We start from the raw sequence: 19,841 nt of genomic DNA, 5'->3' as shown, positions 1-19,841 counted from the left end.
ATTACAGATCGCACCCAGGATCAACGGCCTGTCCGGGACCAACTCCGGATAGGCTGTTGTCCTGTCATCACGTCGAGTTTCATTTCCCTGTCAGTCATCTCACGGTTGAGGACGAAACCCATGTTACCCTTCTGGATTGATCTGGGAGCTCTTCCTGTATTTGAGCTGGTCCCGTTTGTCGTCTCGGGACTGGCGATGTTCTTTCTACCTATGTCCGGTCTCGGAGGCCGCGTGTAAGCCTGCGGAAACCGTTGCATTGTGCGAAACGCAGAGTGCGCAGAGTTCGCTGAAAAACGAATGATAAGCGTTCTTTTTCTCCGACCTCCGCGCTCTTTTCGTTTCAAAACAGCTAGGAATATGAAACTTCACGGCGGAGACGGGAAGCGTTCATAGCCTGTTCCATCGAATCCAAACTCAGTCCCCCCTGAAAGGTCTCTCCCATGGATTGGCAAGCAATTCTGATTGAAAACTGGCACGTCAAAGTCGTCTGCCTGATTCTCATTGTCGCCGCGTATATCGACGGCAAGGAACTTCGTGTTCCCAACTGGATCACGTTTCCGATGGTCCTTTCCGGACTGATCTACAGCACCTGCGTCGGTGGATGGCAGGGTCTGGGAGCCGGCCTGCTGGGAATGGTCGTCGGTCTGCTGACTCTGCTTCCGTTATATGCTGTGGGCGGCATGGGAGCCGGGGACGTGAAATTGATGGCGGGAATCGGAGCCTGGCTGGGAGCCACCGTCACCTGGTACGCCTTCGTGGCGACTGTCATCGTGGGAGCCGTCATGGCCATCGCCATGGTGCTTTACCGCAAGGCCTGGGATAAGCACTACGGCCAGTTCCTGATGATCCTCGGCGAATTCAAGAACATCAAAGATCCGGGCAAGCTGTCGGAGATCGCTGCTGAGCGCAAACCTCGCATGCTCCTCCTCCCCTATGGAATCCCCATCTGCGTCGGCTCGATCGGATACTTCCTGTACTCAGGCATGATCTACTAAGTCACGGCCGGGTGCATGCCCGAGCCCTTGTGTGGATTCGAGAGCGGCGCATGAAAATGCTCCCGACTCAAGATGCGAAAGCGATCGGCAGAAAATGCCGATCGCTTCCTGCTGCCAGAAGAGTGTGTCAAACCAGAAAAGACAGGCAAGCAAGGACGCAAAGATTCGCCCGACCGGCACAGTCGGAACGATCATTTTAATCCGCATAACCCGCATAAATTGAAGCAGTCCGCCGCGCGCAGCCGATTCAAAGATGTGAGTCGTCTCATCCCGGCGAAAGACTGCGCATGGATTTCCAGCAGTTGAAGGGGTCGAGATGAAACCAAAAACATTATTTTTGCTGGCCGTTGCGGCCGGCTGCGGTCTGATCGCCATGCTGGGAGTTCAGCAGGCGATGCAGAGCAAGCCGGTGGCCGTCAAAGTGCAGACCACCAAGGTCCTCGTGGCCCTGGACAATATTGACACAGGCATGAAACTCACCTCCGACAACACGGCGTTCAAGGAAATGGCGACTGCGTCCATTCCCGAAGATGCTGTGCGAAAAGAAGAGGAGTTTCAGGATCGCGCCGCCAAGGTCCATTTCATGGCCGGCGACGTCATTCGCAAAACCAAACTGACGGAACAGGGAGAATGGGGGAAATCGGTGGCCATCCCTGCGGGGATGCGGGTCATCGGTATTCCCGTCGATGACAGCCACACGATCAGCGGACTCATCCGTCCGGGTGACCGCGTCGACGTCCTCGTCACCTATCAGGGACGCGGTGAACGGGGCAGCCCCGTCTCCAAGACCAAAACGCTTCTGGAGTATGTGGAAGTCTTTGGAATGGACGACCAGACCGCCAGCAAGATGGATGACAAATCCAAGGGAATCCATGCCCGGATCGCCTCCTTGATCGTGACACCCGAGCAAGCGGGATATGTGATCCTCGCCCAGCGGAAAGGATCGCTCAGCCTGTCCTGGAGACGTCGCAGCGATGATGAACTGGCCCAGACCAAGGATGTTGATGAAAAGTTGATGGAAGAACTTGAAGGAACCGTCGGAATCCACGATGGCGACGGCTCCTTCTACGAGCGCGGCCGAAGTCACGAAGAGGAGCCTCAGATTGCTGAAGCTCAAACTCCAGCCCAGTTTTTGAATGAGACGGCTGAACCTGCCACGGTGGCACAGATGCCGGCAAAACCAATGTGGACAGTCGAAATTTACAACGGAAACGAATCGGTTCCTCAGCAGTTCGAACTGCCCCCAGAAAAGACACTGCCGGAGAATTTCAACTCCCCGGAAGAGGTCAAGCAGAACCTGCTCCGCCTGGACCGGGCGTTACAATTGAATTAGACCAGTTTGGTCTATCATGTGCAGGCGATTCAGGGTTTTCACCGCATGAAAGTCCATATGATCGCCTGCAAGAGTTCGACCAGACTAATTACGAGTAGAGCTTGTTTCTGAAGAACTGGACTCCGACAGACGGTGTGAGGATCAACAGAAACGAAATGTTTTCCCCAGAGAAGCGAAGAATGGATCGCCGGTCCTGAGTGAGCAATGAGGTTCACCAGGACCACCTGCAGGCGATCAGCGGCCAGAGTGAAACACTCGTTGGTAACCACGACTCCTGCGATGACTCGCAACGATCGCGGCGCCGACCGGGAAAAAGGTGCAAGGATGCCCAAGGTGAAATCTCGTCGTGTTTCAGCGTGTCTGGGCGTCATCGTCCTGGGAGCGGCCGCAAGCTGGTTCGCTCACTCGGCGAACGCACAACTTCCGCCCCCCGAAATCGATCCACTTCCGGCAGGGGAAGCCCTCCCCATCCCAGCAAGTCCCCCCTCGGTCCCGAAGGCCCCAGGGCACTCTTCGCCCGGAAATCCCTCCCCAGCTGCAAACGTGCAACCTGGCGAGCAGGTCATGCAGATTGTTTCACCGCAGACAAAAATCAATTTCCGAAATCTGGATACCCGGGTCCTGGAGCTGGCCAACCGTATTAAGGTCGTTGACGGGTTCGATCAGGATAAGATCACAGTCAAAGCCCTCTCCCCGCACCGTGTCCGCGTTCGCGCGGAAAGCCCGGGCGTGACCTCGCTGAAGCTGATCGACGAATTCGACAACATTCATGGAATCGAAGTCTTTGTCGAACCTGATACCCGGGAACTCGAAGCCTACCTGCAGCGTCTCTTTCCCGCGTCCGCCATCGAAGTCGTCGGGATTCGTGACGGCGTCGTGCTGCGTGGCTGGGTGACCGAGCCGGCTCAGATCCCGCAGATCATGGCGATCGCCGAACAATTTTATGAGATCGTGCATCCTCAACTCACAGTTGCGGGCCCCAGTCAGGTCCAGCTGCACGTGAAAGTCATGGAAGTCCAGCGAAGCAAGCTGCGACAGCTGGGAATCAACTTCGAGTTGTCGGGAAGCAGCTTTCTGTTCGGAAGTTCCATCGGGCAACTGCTCCCTCTGGAGTCGGAGTTTCAGCTTTCGGTCTTCGGCAACGATGTTCAATTCGATGGCTTTATCAAGGCACTGGTGACTGAATCACTTGCAAAGATTCTCGCGGAACCGGTGCTTGTCACCACCAGCGGGCGTCCAGCTTCCATGCTGTCTGGAGGAAAATTCCCTTTTCCTGTCCCGCAGTCGTTTGGAACGAATACAATCCAGTGGGAGCGTTACGGGGTGAGTCTGGAAGCGGTCCCCATCGTCCTGGGGCAAGGACGGTTGCGACTCGATGTGGCTCCCGAAGTGAGCGAGCAGGATTTCAGCAGGGCTGCTGTGGTCAATGGACAGACCGTCCCTGCTCTGAGCCTGCGCAGCGTGAATACACAAGTGGAAATGAGATTCGGCGAGACCCTGATGATCGGCGGATTGATTTCCTCCCGCCGTGTGGCAAACGTCCGAAAGGTCCCGGTCCTGGGAGAGATTCCTGTCGCCGGTGCCTTCTTCAGCACCAAGCGGTACGAAATGTCTGAGACAGAACTGGTGATCCTGGTCACGCCTCAGATGGTCTCTCCGATGACACCCTGTCAGGTCCCGCAAGGGGGACCGGGGCTGCAGTCGACTGACCCGATCGATCGAGAACTTTATCTGGACGGCAATCTGGAAGTCCCCCGCTTCGGGCCGGACTGTCCGGACTGCCAGCCCGATGCAGGTCTGGTCATCCCCGGCGGCCCCGTTCCAGCAGGACCATCCTGTGAACCAACTCCGAATTACCCGCCACTTCTCGGAGCCAAGGGGACACCGAAGACAGAGGTGCAGCCGGCGAGTGCGACTCCTCCAACACAATCAGGCTCACGAACCACAATTGTCAATCCGTTCCATTCGGTTTCGAAATCAGGCACGGTTGCTCCTCCCAAAGAGAAGCCAGCCGCCCCCAAGGCCAGCTCGTCAGGGATTCAGCAGGCATCCGGAACGATCGAAAGTACGGACCCGAATTCCAAACCTCGGACGGCGATCTTCGAATCCCGTTCGCTGCCGGGACTGATCCAACCCAAATAGTCGAGGCGATGACAGAGTCACGGGCCAAGTGAAGTCAGCTTGTCCAGCGAATCACCGCAAGGGGTCCGCTGGGCACGTCATTCTGCGTGGAGAAAAGTATGAGCAATGTCTTTCGACTGGCGATCGTCGATCCAAACGACGCGTCCCGAAATTCGATCAAGAATCTGTTACTGGGAATCGACTCCGTCTGGCTGGAGGCCGAATGTTCCCGGTACGAATTCTTTGGGGACATCATTACTCAGACGCTTCCGCAGATTGCCCTGATCTCGCTGGACGCCGACCCGCAGCGGGGACTCACTCTGGTTGCCGAGATCACTCGCGATGCTCCGCAGTGCCAGGTGCTCGTCGTCAGCCGCTCACAGGAGGGGAGCCTGATCCTGCAGGCGATGCGAAACGGGGCCAAGGAGTTTCTCAGTTCACCACTGAACCTTGACGATTTCCTCGCAGCACTCGACCGTATTCAAACCACACAAGGGGGCAAAGACGGTCGCCAGCGGGGAACGGTTGTCATGACCGTGGTCGGAACTGGCGGCGGCGTCGGATGCACATCACTGGCTGTGAACCTGGGTTGTGCACTGGCTGCCAACAAAGCCAACAGCGTGGCCATCATCGATCTGGATCTCGCGCTGGGGGATGCAGATGTCTGGCTTGACATTATCCCCGATTACACCATTCAGGATGTAGCTGACAACATCGGCCGGCTCGACTTCGCCATGCTGAAGCGGTCGCTGACGCAGCACGCCAGCGGAGCTTTTCTGCTTCCGCGCCCTGTTCACATGGAGCCGAATTCTCCTCTCTCCGCCGACGAGATGCAGCGGGTGATTGCCTTGCTGAAAGCCACCTTCACGCATCTCATCATCGATGTCAGCAAGTCGTTTTCCGCGCTCGACAAGGCAGCCATGGATGTGTCTGATCACATTCTGGTCGTCACCCAGCTGGACCTGCCCTGCCTGAGAAACGTGGTTCGTATCAATCAGTTTCTTGAAGATCAGGGGCTCGCCCAGAAAATCCGCGTGATCGTCAACCGGGTCGGCCTGGGAGATACCCAGATCAGTTTGAGTAAAGCCCTGGAGACGATCGGGCGAGAAGTGTTCTGGCAGATCCCCAACGAGTATGCTGTCGTTGTGGAATCGCGAAACAACGGGGTCCCGCTGGTCACGGAATTTCCGAAAGCCAAGATCACGCGGGCCATTCAGCAACTCGCCTCACAGCTCGACACCGGCGCGATCGCCGAGGTCGCTGAAGAGGAAGCTCCGGAAAAACCAAAACGGCGTCTGTTCAGCTTTCTGGGGAACAAGTAAAAGATAGAAACGCAGAGTACGCAAAGAACGCAGAGAAGAGATTGAATTCTCGTTAATTCCTCGGCGGCCTCTGCGATCTCTGCGTTTCAAACATTTTCACTTCGATTAATTGATCAACACTGCCTGGAAGAACTATGTCTAAGGATTCACCCGCTTACAAACGCGTTGTTCTCAAGCTGAGCGGCGAAAGCTTCTGCCGTGAGCGTGAAGGGGGCATCAGCATGGCGGAAGTCACTCACATTTCCCGCCAGATCAAAGCGGTCGCGGAACTGGGAGTGCAGCTGGCGATCGTCTGCGGGGGCGGAAACATCCTGCGAGGAAAGCAGTTCTCCCAGGTAAGCGAAGCCATTCATCAATCCACCGCCCACTACATGGGGATGCTGGCGACGGTCATCAACGCGCTGGCACTGCAAGACGCACTGGAAAATGAAGGTGTCCCCACGCGAGTGCAGTCAGCCATTCGCATGGAAGGAGTGGCTGAGCCGTTTATTCGCCGTCGCTGTGTTCGTCATCTCGAGAAGGGCCGCGTCGTGATTCTGGCCGCAGGAACCGGAAGCCCGTTCGTCACCACCGACACCGCTGCCGCGCTGAGAGCCCGCGAGATCGGCGCGGACATTCTGATGAAAGCCACCAAGGTCGATGGCGTTTATTCCGAAGACCCTGCGAAGAACCCGCACGCAGTCCGGTACTCGACAATCACCTTCCAGGACACGCTGAAGCAGAACTTGCAGGTGATGGACGCGACAGCAATTCACCACTGCATGGAACACAACATCCCGATCATGGTGTTCGACTTCAACCAGGAAGGGAACATCCTGCGAGCCATGCAGGGAGACCGCATCGGCACCATCGTGCACAACGCGGGCTCACCTGTGAAGTGAAGTTGAAGTTGTGTTTGAATCTAAAAGCGAAAGCCGTCCCGAAGCCATTTGGGACGGCTTTTTCATTTACAGGCATACTAAGCCGCTGGCAATTGGCATGCGGATTCGTGACCATTAAGAAATGTGACGCCCAAACAAGACGACGAATCGTTGACCATTGGAGGTTCCACGCAAGATGACCCGCTCACCGTATCAGAAACTGGACATCTTCCTGTTACTGCTTGCCGGTGTACTACCCGTGGGTTTTCTGGTCACCGCTGTTCGCATGGAGATACTCAACGCCAGAATGGAAGATCGATTATCCGAGATACGCCAGCAGCCGGGGAAATGGCGAACTCCAGCGAGGAGATCCTATTTGTCGACTGGTCGTGAGTGGACCAGCAGAGAAGAAAACGAATTGGAACTTCGCGACCGCGTTGGCTATGTACAGTTGATTCCATTTCTTGCCGTGCTGTCGATCCCGTTCTATGGGTTTTTCTATGCCATGCTCTACAAGTCACCTCGACTTCTGCTACTCATTTTTCTGAGCGAGGTCCTGATCAACGTCATTCTCAGCGCATGGTCTCTGTATCGTGTGGGGTTCTTACTCCAACGGTAAATATTGCCATCGTGCAATGTAAGAAGTAAGCCGATGGTGTGCGTCATTCCCATGCCGCGTCAGCAGCGTGAGATTGCCGAAAGCTGCTGGATGTCTATTTATGTTCGCCCTGCTGGCGCGATGCGAGCATGCCACCCGACTCGGAACTCTACCCCTGCCGGGATCGCAATGATGGCAATCACTTCAGCGAGACGGTTTGTTCGCCCTCGGCTGCCTCGCCCAGGGCATTCAAAAGCGACGTAATCTCATCGTGAACCGATTGCGTCTGGCGAATCACGATCGTAGTGCCGAACGGAGTGATCGAAGGAGCATCCTCTCCACTGATATTCCAAGAGGGGGAAGTTGCATTCTGAATGACTGTCACCAAAGCCGCGATCGATTCTTGATTCTTGATAAGGTCTCGCACTTGATAGATTCGCACAGACATTTCCTTGCCTGCTCGTTCTCTGCTCGTCACGATGATGACGCCGCCATCGACAAAATACCCGAGTCGTGCCCCTGCTGCATTCTCCACAAGCAGTCTTAATGCAGTCCGTAATTTAACATCCGAGAGAACGATCGAAACACCTTCCTCTCCATCCATGCCCAGCTCTTCCATGGCCTTCATATCGAGCAGAATATTCGTCCCATTCTGATCACTGATGGCGCGCAATGCTTCTCTCAGGGTGTGATTCGGAAAGTTGAAATCCGTCGTCTTCTCCAGCACTTGATAAGCATGGACGTCTGCCGGAAAATTCAGAGTGCGAACTCGCCCTTCGGCAACAATTTCCTTGGCCGCGATTGATTGCAACATCAAATCGGCAGTCGGTATTTGAGTCGCATCCGTTTGAGGGGTTTTCGCTTCTTGCGCCGAAAGATAATTACCTGCCCAAGTGAAACTCAGCATTAACATCACAGATTTGAAGCAACGCATTTGCCACACTCCTTCGAATTTGCACGACTTGGGCAGAAGAAAGGTCACCCTGACGGGGTCAGGTCAACAATCACTTTTAACATCTGGCACCTGTATTTGCACACACAAAATACCAGCCTCATCGAATTGACGACGTCGTACATCCTACTCACTGCCCCAGTGGCTCTGGTTCAGTCGCCAGTTTCACTGGAGAGGGTTCGACTTGATCGTTCCCGATGATCGCCATCCCCTGCTTCAAAATCGCTGCCACGAACGGGGCTGCGACGCTGCCGCCGAATTGATCGGTGCCACGGGGTTCATCGACGCTCACCAGCACCAGCAGTTGCGGGTCATCGGCACTTGCTCCTCCGATGAAGGAGCTGAAGTTTCGCGTGGATGAGTAACCTTTCCCGTCCGTCGCCTGTTTCTGAGCGGTCCCCGTTTTGCCGAACACGTCCACATCGGGAAGCTGTGCCAGCTTGCCGGTTCCACGCTGAACAACTTCCAGCATCGGCCCCTGCACCACCCAGCTGGCAGCATCCGCTCCCAGCACCCGCGAGACCAGCACCTGCCGGGCTTGCGGAGAATCATTCAGCGATTTCAGGACCAGATGCGGGCTGACACGCACCCCCTGATTCGCCAGTGTCGCATGTGCGGTAATCATCTGCATGGGGGTCGCTGCCAGTTCCTGCCCCATGGGGATGGAACCTGTCGAGTAGCTGGTCCACTGCTCGAGCGGCCGCAGCAGACCGGACAGCTCTCCGGGCAACTCGACTCCCGTTCGCTGTCCGAATCCGAACGCGGTCGCCAGTTTGAAGAGTTCTTCGTTCCCCAGTTGTTCGCCGATCTTCGCCATGCCGATGTTACTGGACTTCACCAGCACATCGGTCAGCGACAACAATCCATATCGATGATGATCATGCAGGATCCGTCGACCCATGCGGTACGCCCCATTCTCGCAGTCATACATCGCATCACGCTCGATGACCTCATGATCCAGCCCCCAGGCAACCACCATCGGCTTGAATGTCGATCCCGGTTCGAACACCGATGAGGTGGCCATGTTCTTCCAGGCTTCAGCACTGGCCAGTTCCGGGTGATTGGGGTCAAAAGCGGGCCGACTGGCGAGCGCCAGAATCTCTCCGTTCTGAGGATTCATGACGATCGCGCATGCCCCTTGTGCCTGATGTTTTTCCATCAGCAGGTCAAGCTGTTGTTCCACATGCATCTGGATCAGAACATCGAGCGTCAGCATCACGGAAGTGCCGTCGACCGGAGGTTCCGTGACTTCTTCAAGCACGTTGAGTACGTATCCGCGGGCATCCCGGACGAATCGCCGAATGCCATCTTTGCCGTTCAGCGTCTCCTCGAGAGACTCTTCCACTCCTCCGCGCCCTGTGCCATCGATATCCCGCAGCCCGAGGACATGGGCCGCAAGGGGACCTTGTGGGTAATGCCGCTGAAACTCCTGACGAATCCCATAAACCCGGGGAGAAAGCTCCAGCTTCTGGACAGCAGCACTTTCTTCAATGCTCAGTCGACGTTTCACCCAGAGAAACTGTTTCCGGGAATGCTTCTCGATGTTGCGCCGCAGTGTCGCTTCATTGAGCTGAAGCGCAGAGGCCAGCTCACGGCTCACGCGTGGAATGTCTTTGATTCGCGCGGGACACACGTAAAGGCTTGGAACGATCACAGTCGTGGCCAGCAACCGGCCACGCCGGTCGTATAAGTCACCGGGTCTTGCCAGGACTGGTTCGGAGCTGATCTGCTGACGTAAGGCCCGACTTGCGAACTGGTCCCGACAGACCCATTGAATATGAATGAAACGCACCAACAGGGCACAGGCAGCCAGTCCGAGCACGATGTGAATCAGACGCTCACGGTGTTCACTTTGAACCGGAACCGGCCTGCTGGTTCGATGCGAACTGAGCGGAGCCTGCGGGCCCCTGCTCTGCCGGGAAGATGCATCAGTAAGGTGGGGGTTCGTCGGCACTCGCCAGCGACTGAGCAGTCGCGCAAGCAGAAGCGAGAGGATCGAACGAATCTCCGGCAGCACGGTTCAGGTCCATTCAGACGCAATACACTTGAACATCCGTGCGAAAAGTCTTCTCACAACATCTTCGCCTACCGCGAGACTGACCTCTCCCGCTCACTGGCGTGCTTCCACTGCTCCATCAGGCGAGGCGGCGCCTGCAGCGACTGAGTCTGCAACGTCAGCCGACAACGATGTTCGCGGAGCACATCAATCTGATAATGCTGCAGCGAGATCGCCCGCTTTAACGACAGATTCTGCTTTTCGATTGCAATGGCCATCAGCCCGACAGCGGTGGCCAGGCCGATCGCTGCTGCAAACCGAAAAAACATCACATCTTTCCTGACCGGAACGAGTCTCCGTACAGCTGAGCGACATCGACCAGCGAGTCGCCCAGCTGCGCACATCGTTCTATCGGATTTCGGAGTCTGCCGGAGCGAGCACGACCTGGCTGGCATCGCTCGGAAGTCGCAGGATCGTGCCAATTTTGAGGGTCTTCCCGTCTCCGAGGCGATCCTGGTTCATCGACTGAATTTGAACCCAGCGGGAGGAACGGCCCAGATAATTCTGAGCGATGTCCGTGAGCGTGTCACCCTTTCCAATGCGGTAACAGGGCTGCCCGTTCGAGTCGACGAAGAATCCGGCAGGAGCCGATTCGGCCGGGTCACGAGGTCCCCCTCCGGTCAGCTGTGGATACTTCTGATGAAGCACTTCAATGTCCGGAACGAGGACATACATCCCCGGCTTCATCTTCTCCGGAGAGGGGATCCGATGCTTGTTGTACTCCGAGAGTGCCGAGAAGAATCGGGCCGACCCGTAGTACCGGCGGGAAATCGTCCAGTAATTGTCTCCCGACTGCACCTGATAAACTTCATCAGGAGGAGGACTTGCGGGAGTCGTGACCTGCGGAGTCGCAGGAGCCGACCGCATGGCACCCACGGACGGGACCGGTTCATTGTTCGTTGACGGAACCGCCTGCTGATAGTTGGTGGTCGTGGAAAACGCGGGCTCAGGTTGAGGGAACGCATCCGCCTGCCGTTCAAAGGCGTTTGAAGCCGCAGGTGGATTGTACTGTTGCTGTGGACGCCCCAGCGGCATCGTGGGTGCTGGTGTCGGTTCGGGAGTGTCGAGTGTCGGCTCGCTGAACCCGGGAGCTGGATTCGACTGATTCAGTGGCGTTGGCTCCAATCCCATCGGGGGAAGATTTCCCGCACTGCGATTTGCCGGAGGAAGCTGAGCCGGCTGCTGTGGGATTTCCGAAATCGGCATCTGATGAAACGGAACAGGCTCGGGAATCTCGAGATCAGAAGGTTGATCGGACCCGGCAGCCTGCTGAACGCGTGGAAGCCGGTTGGATCGGGAATTCGGCATTGCCGCCCCCGGAGCGGACGACGCTGTGAAGTCCAGAGCTGCCGGAGCAACACTCTGACCAGCAGAGGTCAAATCGCGCTGAGGTGGCGCATTGAAGGCGGCATCCTGTTCGAACTCGGTATTCTCTGAGGGTGCAGCAGCTCGGCCAGCCTGCGGCTTTGGCTGTCGGGAAGCAGCCGGGGACATTGGCGGCTCTTCACCCTGGAACAGCACGCGAGGCGCCGCGCTTCCAAAGTCTTCGGCTTTCACGCTCGTCTTTGCCTTCGCCGATGCTCCGACTGCAGAGAACGGGTCGGCAGCCTCTTCGGCTCCCACAGCTTCCGTCTGAACAGGAGCACCAACTCGCTGATTCTTTTCGCGGGCGGTACGCGGCGATCCCGCCCGTGAACTGTTGGTCTGAGACCACAGCGGCGGCACAGTGCTTTGAGGTGCCGGCACAGGGGTTTGGCTCGCAGGCTGGAAATCCTGCTCAGGACTTTGCCCGAGCACCACGCCGGTCAGTTCATGTTTCTCCCAGCGAGTCCAGCTTTGATCGGTATTTGAGAACCGCTGTTGCAGGACAACACCGAGCAGTCCGAGGAGGCCGAAAATCGCAGCGATTCCCCATGCGGGAGCAACGCGACGGGGCGTCCCTTCGAAAGCCAGCAACGGCATCGGTTCGTTCACGCGTGCGGAGTTTTCCGTGATGCGACCCGGAGCTTGGCGGACCGGGAACGAGGATTCCAGCGCACTTCGGACGGTGTCGCGACGATTGGCTTGCGGGTGAGATTTTCCCATGTTGTCGTCTCGCGAAACGCCTGTTTCACCAGGCGATCCTCCAGAGAGTGAAAAGTAATCACAAGGACCCGCCCCTCCGGACGAAGCCGTCGGGGCAGAACCTCATGCAGAAAGGTTTCGAGTTGTTCCAGTTCCCCATTCACCGCAATTCGCAACGCCTGAAAGATGCGAGTGGCAGGATGGGATTTGTTCTTCATCACAGGAGTGAGTCGTTCGACCAGCAGCTTCAATGCAAGTGCTGTCGTGACGACCCTGCCCCGTTTGCGGTCCGACACGATTTCCTGTGCCAGTCGCTTCGCCTCCGGATCTTCGCCGTATTCACGGAAGATCCTCTCCAGCTCTTCTTCCGGAGCTGTTCTTAATAATTCGCCTGCGGGAATTCCTCGTGAGGAATCGAACCGCATATCAAGATGTCCAGAGGTTTCGAATCCGAAGCCTCGTTCGGGATCTGCCAGCTGATCGGACGACAATCCCAGGTCGAGCAGCACGCGGTCCACCTGATCGATCCCCAGTTCATCCAGGATCCGATCGAGTTTGGCGTAGCTGGTCTGGCGGATGGTGACCTGCGGACCTTTCACAACCTCAGCAGCCCGGGCCAGCATGGTGGCATCCCGGTCGAGACCGATGAGGCGGCTGGTGGCGTCCATCTGCTGCAGGATTTTTTGGCTGTGTCCTCCCGCTCCGAGCGTTCCATCCACGATCGTCAGCCCCGGCTTGAGATCAAGCTGGTCGAGGACTTCATGAACCATGACGGGCACATGCACCGTCCGTTCTGACGACATGATGAAACATCCGTTGTGGAAGAGTTGGAATGGAAATTCGGTGAGCGGGATGCGTCAGCATCCCGATGAGTTGTTAAATCAGGCTGAAAATTCGGGGGAGTCAAGCCAGCCAGAAACGGCCGCTCGGCAATGAGGAGGGGAAACTTGAGCGATTTCTACGAAACCGGCCGATTTTTCGGAAGACCAGTTTTTGAATCGTTGAGTGTTTGTCGTTGAGCGTTGAGAGAAAAAACACGAGACTCTCTCTAAACGCTGATCGCTCAACTCTCAACGGCCCGTCACCCAGCCTGCTCGATCACGTCTTCATCCACGTAAATCGGCAGGTGAGGATCGTAGTGGGCGGCCAGGGCGATGGCGTCGCTGGGGCGGCTGTCCACTTCCACCAGTTCCCCGTTCAGGCGGATTCGCAGGACCGCGTAATAGGTGTGTTCGACCAGATTGGTGATCACCACGTCCTGCAGCTCGCCCCCCATTTCCTGAATGACGTTCTTCAGGAGATCGTGAGTGAGCGGCCGCGGGGGGACGTGCCCCTGCACCCGGCGATCGATGCTGGTCGCTTCGAAAATGCCGATCAGAATCGGGAATGACCGTTCTCCGTCGACTTCCCGCAGGAAGACGACCTGCTGGTCATTGATCTCGCTGATGATGATACGAGCCAGTTCCATGCGGATCAGCACAGACGATTCTCCCGGCAAATTTCGAGCTGCTGAGTGAGGGATGCGAAAAGAGGAACCACGGAAGAGTCGGAAGGAGACGGAAAAAGGGACGTAACACAATCAGGGCGATTGCATCGAGTCTCAAACCAGGGGAGGCAGGCCTCTCACGGTGTCTTTTTCGTAACTTCCGCGTTTTTCGCGGTACCTTTTTGCTGATTGTCAGAGCAAAACTGAATTGGAAAGTTCTTCAATCATCAGTTTAGCTGCACGACGCCTCCCCGCGAATGGAGTCGAAGCTGCCTCTGAAATATTTCCAGAAGTCCTTGGCGGGCATCACGATACAACTGGGAAGAAAATCAACCGGGAAGCATTGTCGGCAAGGGGGAACTCCATTAGAATTCCGAATTCTCCGGATCCCTGCCCATTTTGTGAAAGCAGCGATCCTCTTTTGACTTAAGCAAAATACTGGTCGCAGCCATGCAGGACGGAATTCACCCGAACTATCACCCGGTCGTCTTTCACGACGTCGGAGCGGATTTCAAGTTTCTGACCCGTTCCACCATGACTTCCAAAGAGAAGATCAAGTGGACCGACGGCCAGGAATACCCGCTGATCAACGTCGACATCAGCTCGGAATCACACCCGTTCTACACCGGGAAGATGAAGTACGTCGACTCCGCAGGACGCGTCGAGAAGTTCCAGAAGAAATACGGCTGGGCGAACAAAAAAGACGCCTAGGTGATCGCCTGCGGAATGCTGAAAACTAGCTGAAAAATGCAATAGCCTTTGCCAGAGACCTTACGTCAGGACGCTTCCCTTTTCGGGGGAGCGTCCTGTTCTATTGTTCGGCTGTTTTGTGAGACACTCTTCGATGCCTGTTCGCCCGTTTCTTTAGCTACGGAACCCGCACTCTCGCCAGAAGTTGTTCGTGGTGTCGCGGTCCGTCATATTGAAATTGAAACGCAGGTAAGTCATGTTCCCCAGCCTACAGGCCAAGCTCAAACGCTTTGAAGAACTGGAGCGGCAGCTTCAGGATCCGGAAATTCTCGGCAATGCCACTCAGCTCGTGGAAATTCAACGCGAGTATGGCGGCCTGAGAAAAGTGGCGCACTCCGTCCGCACCTTCAATCAGATGGGCGAGGATATCGCCGTCGCCCGAGAGATGGTCGCCTCCGAGACTGATGCCGATTCCCGGGCTTATGCTCAGGAAGAACTCGATCAGCTGGAATCCAGCCGCAGCGAGTTGCAGGCTGAACTCGAAGAGATCGTCACCGCGGGCGATTCCATCACGCGCGGCGGACTGATCATGGAAATCCGTGCGGGGACCGGGGGCGAAGAAGCTGCCCTGTTCGCCGGTGACCTGTTCAATATGTACTCACGCTTCGTTGAAATGCGGGGCTGGAAGATGGAGCTGATGGAGTCAGCCCCGTCGGAAATGGGCGGATTCAAGGAAATCGTCTTCTCCGTCGCCGGGGAAGGAGCCTATCACCAGTTGCAGTTCGAAAGTGGTGGCCACCGCGTTCAGCGTGTCCCTGAAACCGAAGCTCAGGGCCGGGTGCACACCAGTGCTGCGACCGTCGCTGTTCTCCCAGAAGCCAGCGAAGTAGAACTGGTGATTAACGATGAAGATCTCGTGATCGAAACGATGCGGGCTGGCGGTCCCGGCGGTCAGAAGGTGAACAAAACCGAGAGTGCCGTCCGTATCACCCATGTTCCGACCGGCGTCGTCGTGAAGTGCCAGGACGAGAAAAGCCAGCACAAGAACAAAGCCAAGGCGATGCGAGTCTTGAGAGGCCGCATCCTCGAAGCCCAGCAGCGTCAGGCTGCCGAAGAACGGGCCAGCCAGCGCCGCACACTGATCGGGTCCGGCGACCGCAGCGAGCGGATTCGCACGTACAACTTCCCTCAGGGACGCTGTACCGATCACCGTATCGGATTGACTCTGTATAAGCTCGACCAGATCATGCAGGGGAATCTGGATGAACTGATCACCAGCCTGCTCGACTTCGATCGCCAGGAACGACTCAAAGGGGGCGTCGAGTAACAAATCGATTTGTCATTGAGGATTTGTCATTGAGGATTGAGATTAAAAAATGACAAATCCTCAATCACCAATGACAAATCCCTCGGCATCCAGCCCCACCAAACACAAAAAGCCATGACCCCGCTCCTTCCGTCACCCCTGTCACCGAGTCTCTCGTCCCGCGTATGAGCAACGAAGAACCATGGACGGTCAAACGCATCCTGGACTGGACAGTTCAGTTCCTGAAGGAACGCGGCAGCTCCACTCCGAGACTGGATGCTGAGGTTCTGCTCGCCCACGCTCGCAGCTGCAAGCGGATTCAACTCTACACACAGTTCGATCAGCCGCTCACCGACGAACAGCGGACGATGATGCGGGAACTGGTGAAACGCCGGGCCGCTGCCGAGCCGGTGGCATACCTGGTCGGGCATCGCGAGTTCTTCAGCCTCGATTTTCTGGTCCGACCGGGGGTTTTCATTCCTCGCCCTGACACTGAGATCCTCGTCATGGCGGCGCTGGATCTGCTGAAAGAGCAGACGTCCCCCCAGGTGCTGGAACTCTGCTCGGGGACCGGCTGCGTGCCGATTGCGATTGCGAAGAATCATCCGACCGCTCAGCTCACCACAGTCGAACTCAGCCCGACTGTGATTGAAGTCACTCGAGCGAATGTCGAGAAGCACCAGCTGACAGAACGCATCGACGTCCTGCACGGAAACCTGTTCGAGCCGGTTCCCGCTGGAAAGAAGTTCGACCTGATTGTCAGCAATCCCCCCTACGTCCAGCGGGAGGAAATTAGCAAGCTGGCAGCGGACATCCGGGACCACGAACCTCACTTGGCGCTGGACGGCGGAGAGGATGGTCTGGACGTCATCCGCCACATCGTGAGAGAATCTCCGAACTGGCTGACACCAGAAGGCTGGCTGATGTTCGAACTCAGTCCCGAACAGGCCCCGGCCGGGATGGAATTGTTGACAGAGGCAGGTTACTCCAGGGTCGGAGTGAAGAACGATCTCTCGGGACAAGCCAGAGTCGTGGCAGGAAAAAGGGGATAGGAATTAGGAATTAGTAGATAGGGAAGAACAGGAATTGCTAACTCCTAATTCCTATCCACTAATTCCTAGTTCCCAATTCCATCGAAGGGATTCGCAGCATGGACATGTTCACCGTTCAAGGAGGGACGCCTCTCGCCGGATCGGTGCGTGTCAGCGGTTCGAAGAATGCCGCGCTCCCCATCATGTCCGCAGCCCTTCTTGCTCCCGGCTGCACCCGCCTTCTGAATGTCCCTAATCTGGTTGACGTTCGCACGCTGTCACAGCTTCTTGAATCTCTCGGTGCAAACGTTCGCAGAAATGCCACCGGGACACTCGAAATTTCCGTCCATGACGAGCGTGAGTTCACAGCGGAATACAATCTCGTCCGCCGCATGCGAGCCAGTGTCTGTGTGCTTGGACCGCTGCTGGCCCGTCGCCAGCGTGCCTGCGTTTCACTCCCGGGCGGATGCAACATCGGCAACCGTCCGATTGACCTGCACCTGAAAGGGCTCGCTGCTCTGGGTGCCGAGATTCAGGTTCGCAACGGATATGTCCACGCCCAGGCCGAGCAGCTGCGCGGCACCACGATTCATCTGGCAGGGCCCAACGGAAGTACCGTCACCGGCACCTGCAATATTCTCTCCGCAGCCACACTCGCTCGGGGAACAACCGTCATCGACGCAGCTGCGTGTGAACCGGAAGTGGTTGCTCTGGCTGATTTCCTCAATCAAATGGGAGCCCGCATTTCCGGGCACGGAACCTCACGCATCGTCGTCGAAGGAGTCCAGGAGCTTCAGCCGACTCAATTCGAAATCATTCCTGATCGCATTGAAGCAGCCACCCTCCTCATCGCAGCTGCCATCACACGAGGATCGATCACTTTAGAAAACGCGATCCCCAGCCACCTCACCGCTGTCCTGGAAACGCTGAAGCAGATGGGATTCGACCTGTGCGTCTCCTGTGGAATGACTTCATCGCCATCGGTACCTCACTCACTCTCCCTGCACTCCGGCGATCGACTCCGTTCCGTCGACATCTCTGCCCTCCCCTATCCCGGGATTCCGACAGACGTGCAGGCTCAGTTCATGGCATTGGCCTGTACGCTTCCGGGTGCCAGCGTCATCCGTGACCTCGTCTTTCCGGACAGATTCATGCATGTCGCTGAGCTCGCCCGCATGGGGGCCGATGTCCGCCAGCAAGGCTCGACAGCGATCATCACCGGATCAAATCTCCTGACCGGTGCGAACGTGATGGCCTCCGACCTGCGAGCCAGTGCAGCCCTGGTGCTGGCCGGTCTGGCAGCAGAGGGCGAAACCATCATCCGCCGCATCTATCATCTCGACCGCGGCTATGAACGGCTGGAAGATAAATTGACCGCGCTCGGTGCCCAGGTTCAGCGAGTGAAAGACGAAGAGGGCCTGACCATCGTCCGCCCGTCCGAACAATCCCTCCGAAAGTCCGCCTGATTCACCGGGTGCCCCAGACAATGTCTGGGCGGCACCGCCACAAGAGGCCTCCCGGACAACTCTCTTTAAAACAAATAGCAGTCCCAGAAAGTCCGTTCTAAAATCAGGACTTCAGAACACAGGCCCCCGTTTCGGCCAGCCTCTTGTTCCTGCGGAACCCAGACTTTGTCTGGGGCACCCGGGATGATTAGAGGAGATCGTTCTCTTCCGGGCGGAGGGTCTTGCCGAGTGGGTCGCTGGCGGCCTGGGAATTCAGCTTCGTCGACTTGTTCGCCTGCAGCGAATTGAGTCGTGAGCGGGTGAGCAGCTGGCGTTTGAGCTCACAGCGCTGGTTGAGAACCTGACGGAACTCGAACGCCCAGTTGCGGCGTCGCTGGAACGGTTTGAGTCGCTCGCGGACTTCTTCCATCGTGGCAGGTCGCTGGGCCGGATCGATTGCCATCATCTTTTCGATGAAGTCGACCAGCTCGACGGGAACGCGCGGGTTGATGGCGTCCACGCGAGGACGCGGAGCGGTTCGGTGTGCCTGCACGGTGGCCTGACGGGTCTCGCAAGGAAACGGTCGCCGTGCTGTGAGTGAGACATACATCGTGCAGCCCAGGCTGTAGATGTCCGCCCGGCCGTCCACCTTCAGACTGTTCAATGACTGTTCTGGAGCAATGTAGTCGGCCGTCCCCAGACAATCCTGTCCGAAGATCATGGCGAGCGTGAATTCTTCGTTGTCCGTTTTCTGATCCGGCAGCGTGAGTCCGAAGTCCAGCAGCTTCGCGTGTCCGTGCATGTCGACCAGAATATTGTCGGGCTTCACATCACGATGCACCATGCCCCGTTCATGCAGGTACGCCAGCCCCTTGGCGGTCTGGCTCACGACATCGCAGGTGGCGTCCCATTTCATCGGCCCGGAAGAGAAGCTGATCCCTTCCAGCAGCGTCACCCCTTCGAACAGCTCCATGACCATGTACTCGGAGCGTCCATAGAGATCGTCGCGAGTTCCGAACTCCAGCGTGCGGACCAGCTGTGGATGATCCACCTGCATTCCCGCACGGGCTTCGAGCCGAAAGCGGGCCTGCATCCCGGCGTCGTGTTTGAACTGCTCTCCCAGAATCTTCATGGCGACGCGTTCGCCATTGTCCTGATTCTGGCCGATGTAGACCTGTCCCATGCCCCCGAAGCCGAGCACTTCCAGCAGGACGTAATTGTTCACTCGCAGCCGGCGACCGCGCCCTTTGAGAATCTCTTCAGCCTGAAACCGCGTGGTGATCCGCGACCGGATGGCCAAGCGTGCCAGTTCCGTGGGATTATCGATCCGCTTCGCCCGAGGACTATTCAAGAACTCGCGGATCTGATCTTCCGGAACAACTCGACTCTTCAAGAGCTGTTCCGCGAAGGACTCCGTGGTCGAGAGCATACGCGGTGGACCTCAGTGCCGGGCGGGAAACTGCTGGAAATTCGAACGCACGAGAACACGAATTGCGGAAAGGGAGAAATCCACATCCGCAGATTGGGTTCCGTTTATATTATCGAGCTTTTTGCAGGGGGAGAAGCAGTTGTGTGAAATTTT

The 19,841-nt window shown here is 56.9% G+C and carries 17 protein-coding genes; 10 read left to right on the top strand and 7 right to left on the bottom strand.

Translation table 11 applies throughout. The features are described from left to right. Positions 1–440 precede the first annotated feature (440 nt). The 6 genes from SH661x_RS06165 (at position 441) to SH661x_RS06140 (ending at position 7,250) form a co-directional block, all read left to right on the top strand. On the top strand, positions 441–995 hold the full coding sequence (locus SH661x_RS06165) for an A24 family peptidase (protein ID WP_437229056.1): 555 nt from the start codon (positions 441–443) through the stop codon (positions 993–995). Between the two features lie 316 nt (positions 996–1,311). Then, on the top strand, positions 1,312–2,328 hold the full coding sequence (gene cpaB / locus SH661x_RS06160; RefSeq protein WP_437229054.1) for a Flp pilus assembly protein CpaB: 1,017 nt from the start codon (positions 1,312–1,314) through the stop codon (positions 2,326–2,328). A 333-nt stretch (positions 2,329–2,661) separates the two neighbouring features. Further along, positions 2,662–4,470, top strand: coding sequence for a type II and III secretion system protein family protein (locus SH661x_RS06155; RefSeq protein WP_437229052.1), 1,809 nt, complete (start codon positions 2,662–2,664; stop codon positions 4,468–4,470). Between the two features lie 98 nt (positions 4,471–4,568). After that, positions 4,569–5,771, top strand: a complete 1,203-nt coding sequence (locus tag SH661x_RS06150; protein ID WP_437229050.1) for an AAA family ATPase — start codon at positions 4,569–4,571, stop codon at positions 5,769–5,771. A gap of 134 nt (positions 5,772–5,905) precedes the next feature. Further along, positions 5,906–6,652, top strand: a complete 747-nt coding sequence (gene pyrH / locus SH661x_RS06145) for a UMP kinase (RefSeq protein WP_437229048.1) — start codon at positions 5,906–5,908, stop codon at positions 6,650–6,652. A gap of 175 nt (positions 6,653–6,827) precedes the next feature. Next, on the top strand, positions 6,828–7,250 hold the full coding sequence (locus tag SH661x_RS06140) for a hypothetical protein (protein ID WP_437229046.1): 423 nt from the start codon (positions 6,828–6,830) through the stop codon (positions 7,248–7,250). Between the two features lie 178 nt (positions 7,251–7,428). Here SH661x_RS06140 and SH661x_RS06135 read toward each other — a convergent pair whose 3' ends face one another. From SH661x_RS06135 to SH661x_RS06110, 6 genes are all read right to left on the bottom strand, one after another. After that, complete coding sequence (locus tag SH661x_RS06135; protein WP_437229044.1) at positions 7,429–8,163, bottom strand: hypothetical protein; 735 nt, start codon at positions 8,161–8,163, stop codon at positions 7,429–7,431. 148 nt (positions 8,164–8,311) lie between these two features. Beyond that, positions 8,312–10,198 (bottom strand): peptidoglycan D,D-transpeptidase FtsI family protein, encoded by a 1,887-nt coding sequence (locus SH661x_RS06130; RefSeq protein ID WP_437229042.1) that lies wholly within the window; start codon positions 10,196–10,198, stop codon positions 8,312–8,314. A 68-nt stretch (positions 10,199–10,266) separates the two neighbouring features. After that, positions 10,267–10,506: a hypothetical protein gene (locus SH661x_RS06125; protein ID WP_437229040.1), complete on the bottom strand. Its 240-nt coding sequence runs from the start codon at positions 10,504–10,506 to the stop codon at positions 10,267–10,269. A 79-nt stretch (positions 10,507–10,585) separates the two neighbouring features. Next, on the bottom strand, positions 10,586–12,211 hold the full coding sequence (locus tag SH661x_RS06120) for a LysM peptidoglycan-binding domain-containing protein (RefSeq protein WP_437229038.1): 1,626 nt from the start codon (positions 12,209–12,211) through the stop codon (positions 10,586–10,588). Continuing rightward, entirely contained in the window at positions 12,208–13,104 is an 897-nt protein-coding gene (gene rsmH, locus SH661x_RS06115) for a 16S rRNA (cytosine(1402)-N(4))-methyltransferase RsmH (protein ID WP_437229036.1), read from the bottom strand. Before rsmH ends, SH661x_RS06120 begins: the two co-directional genes overlap by 4 nt. A gap of 278 nt (positions 13,105–13,382) precedes the next feature. Further along, positions 13,383–13,781 carry a bifunctional nuclease family protein gene (locus tag SH661x_RS06110; protein WP_437229034.1) on the bottom strand — a complete coding sequence of 133 codons (399 nt, stop codon included), beginning with the start codon at positions 13,779–13,781 and terminating at the stop codon, positions 13,383–13,385. A gap of 456 nt (positions 13,782–14,237) precedes the next feature. Here SH661x_RS06110 and SH661x_RS06105 point away from each other — a divergent pair, with 456 nt between their 5' ends. The 4 genes from SH661x_RS06105 to murA all read left to right on the top strand — a co-directional run bounded on the left by SH661x_RS06105 (position 14,238) and on the right by murA (position 18,280). Further along, positions 14,238–14,498 carry a type B 50S ribosomal protein L31 gene (locus tag SH661x_RS06105; RefSeq protein ID WP_437229032.1) on the top strand — a complete coding sequence of 87 codons (261 nt, stop codon included), beginning with the start codon at positions 14,238–14,240 and terminating at the stop codon, positions 14,496–14,498. A gap of 235 nt (positions 14,499–14,733) precedes the next feature. Further along, on the top strand, positions 14,734–15,804 hold the full coding sequence (gene prfA, locus SH661x_RS06100; RefSeq protein WP_437229030.1) for a peptide chain release factor 1: 1,071 nt from the start codon (positions 14,734–14,736) through the stop codon (positions 15,802–15,804). A 164-nt stretch (positions 15,805–15,968) separates the two neighbouring features. After that, a complete protein-coding gene (prmC, locus tag SH661x_RS06095) occupies positions 15,969–16,835 on the top strand; it encodes a peptide chain release factor N(5)-glutamine methyltransferase (RefSeq protein ID WP_437229028.1) in 867 nt (288 codons plus the stop codon). Between the two features lie 98 nt (positions 16,836–16,933). Further along, positions 16,934–18,280: a UDP-N-acetylglucosamine 1-carboxyvinyltransferase gene (gene murA, locus SH661x_RS06090; RefSeq protein ID WP_437229026.1), complete on the top strand. Its 1,347-nt coding sequence runs from the start codon at positions 16,934–16,936 to the stop codon at positions 18,278–18,280. A 187-nt stretch (positions 18,281–18,467) separates the two neighbouring features. On the opposite strand, the gene SH661x_RS06085 is transcribed toward murA, so the two are convergent. Continuing rightward, complete coding sequence (locus tag SH661x_RS06085; RefSeq protein ID WP_437229025.1) at positions 18,468–19,688, bottom strand: serine/threonine protein kinase; 1,221 nt, start codon at positions 19,686–19,688, stop codon at positions 18,468–18,470. Positions 19,689–19,841 lie beyond the last annotated feature (153 nt).

The organism is Planctomicrobium stercoris, assembly GCF_051465655.1.
Taxonomy (GTDB): domain Bacteria; phylum Planctomycetota; class Planctomycetia; order Planctomycetales; family Planctomycetaceae; genus Planctomicrobium.
Note: the sequence above shows the minus strand (reverse complement) of the source record. Positions and strands in the feature narration are given on the sequence as shown.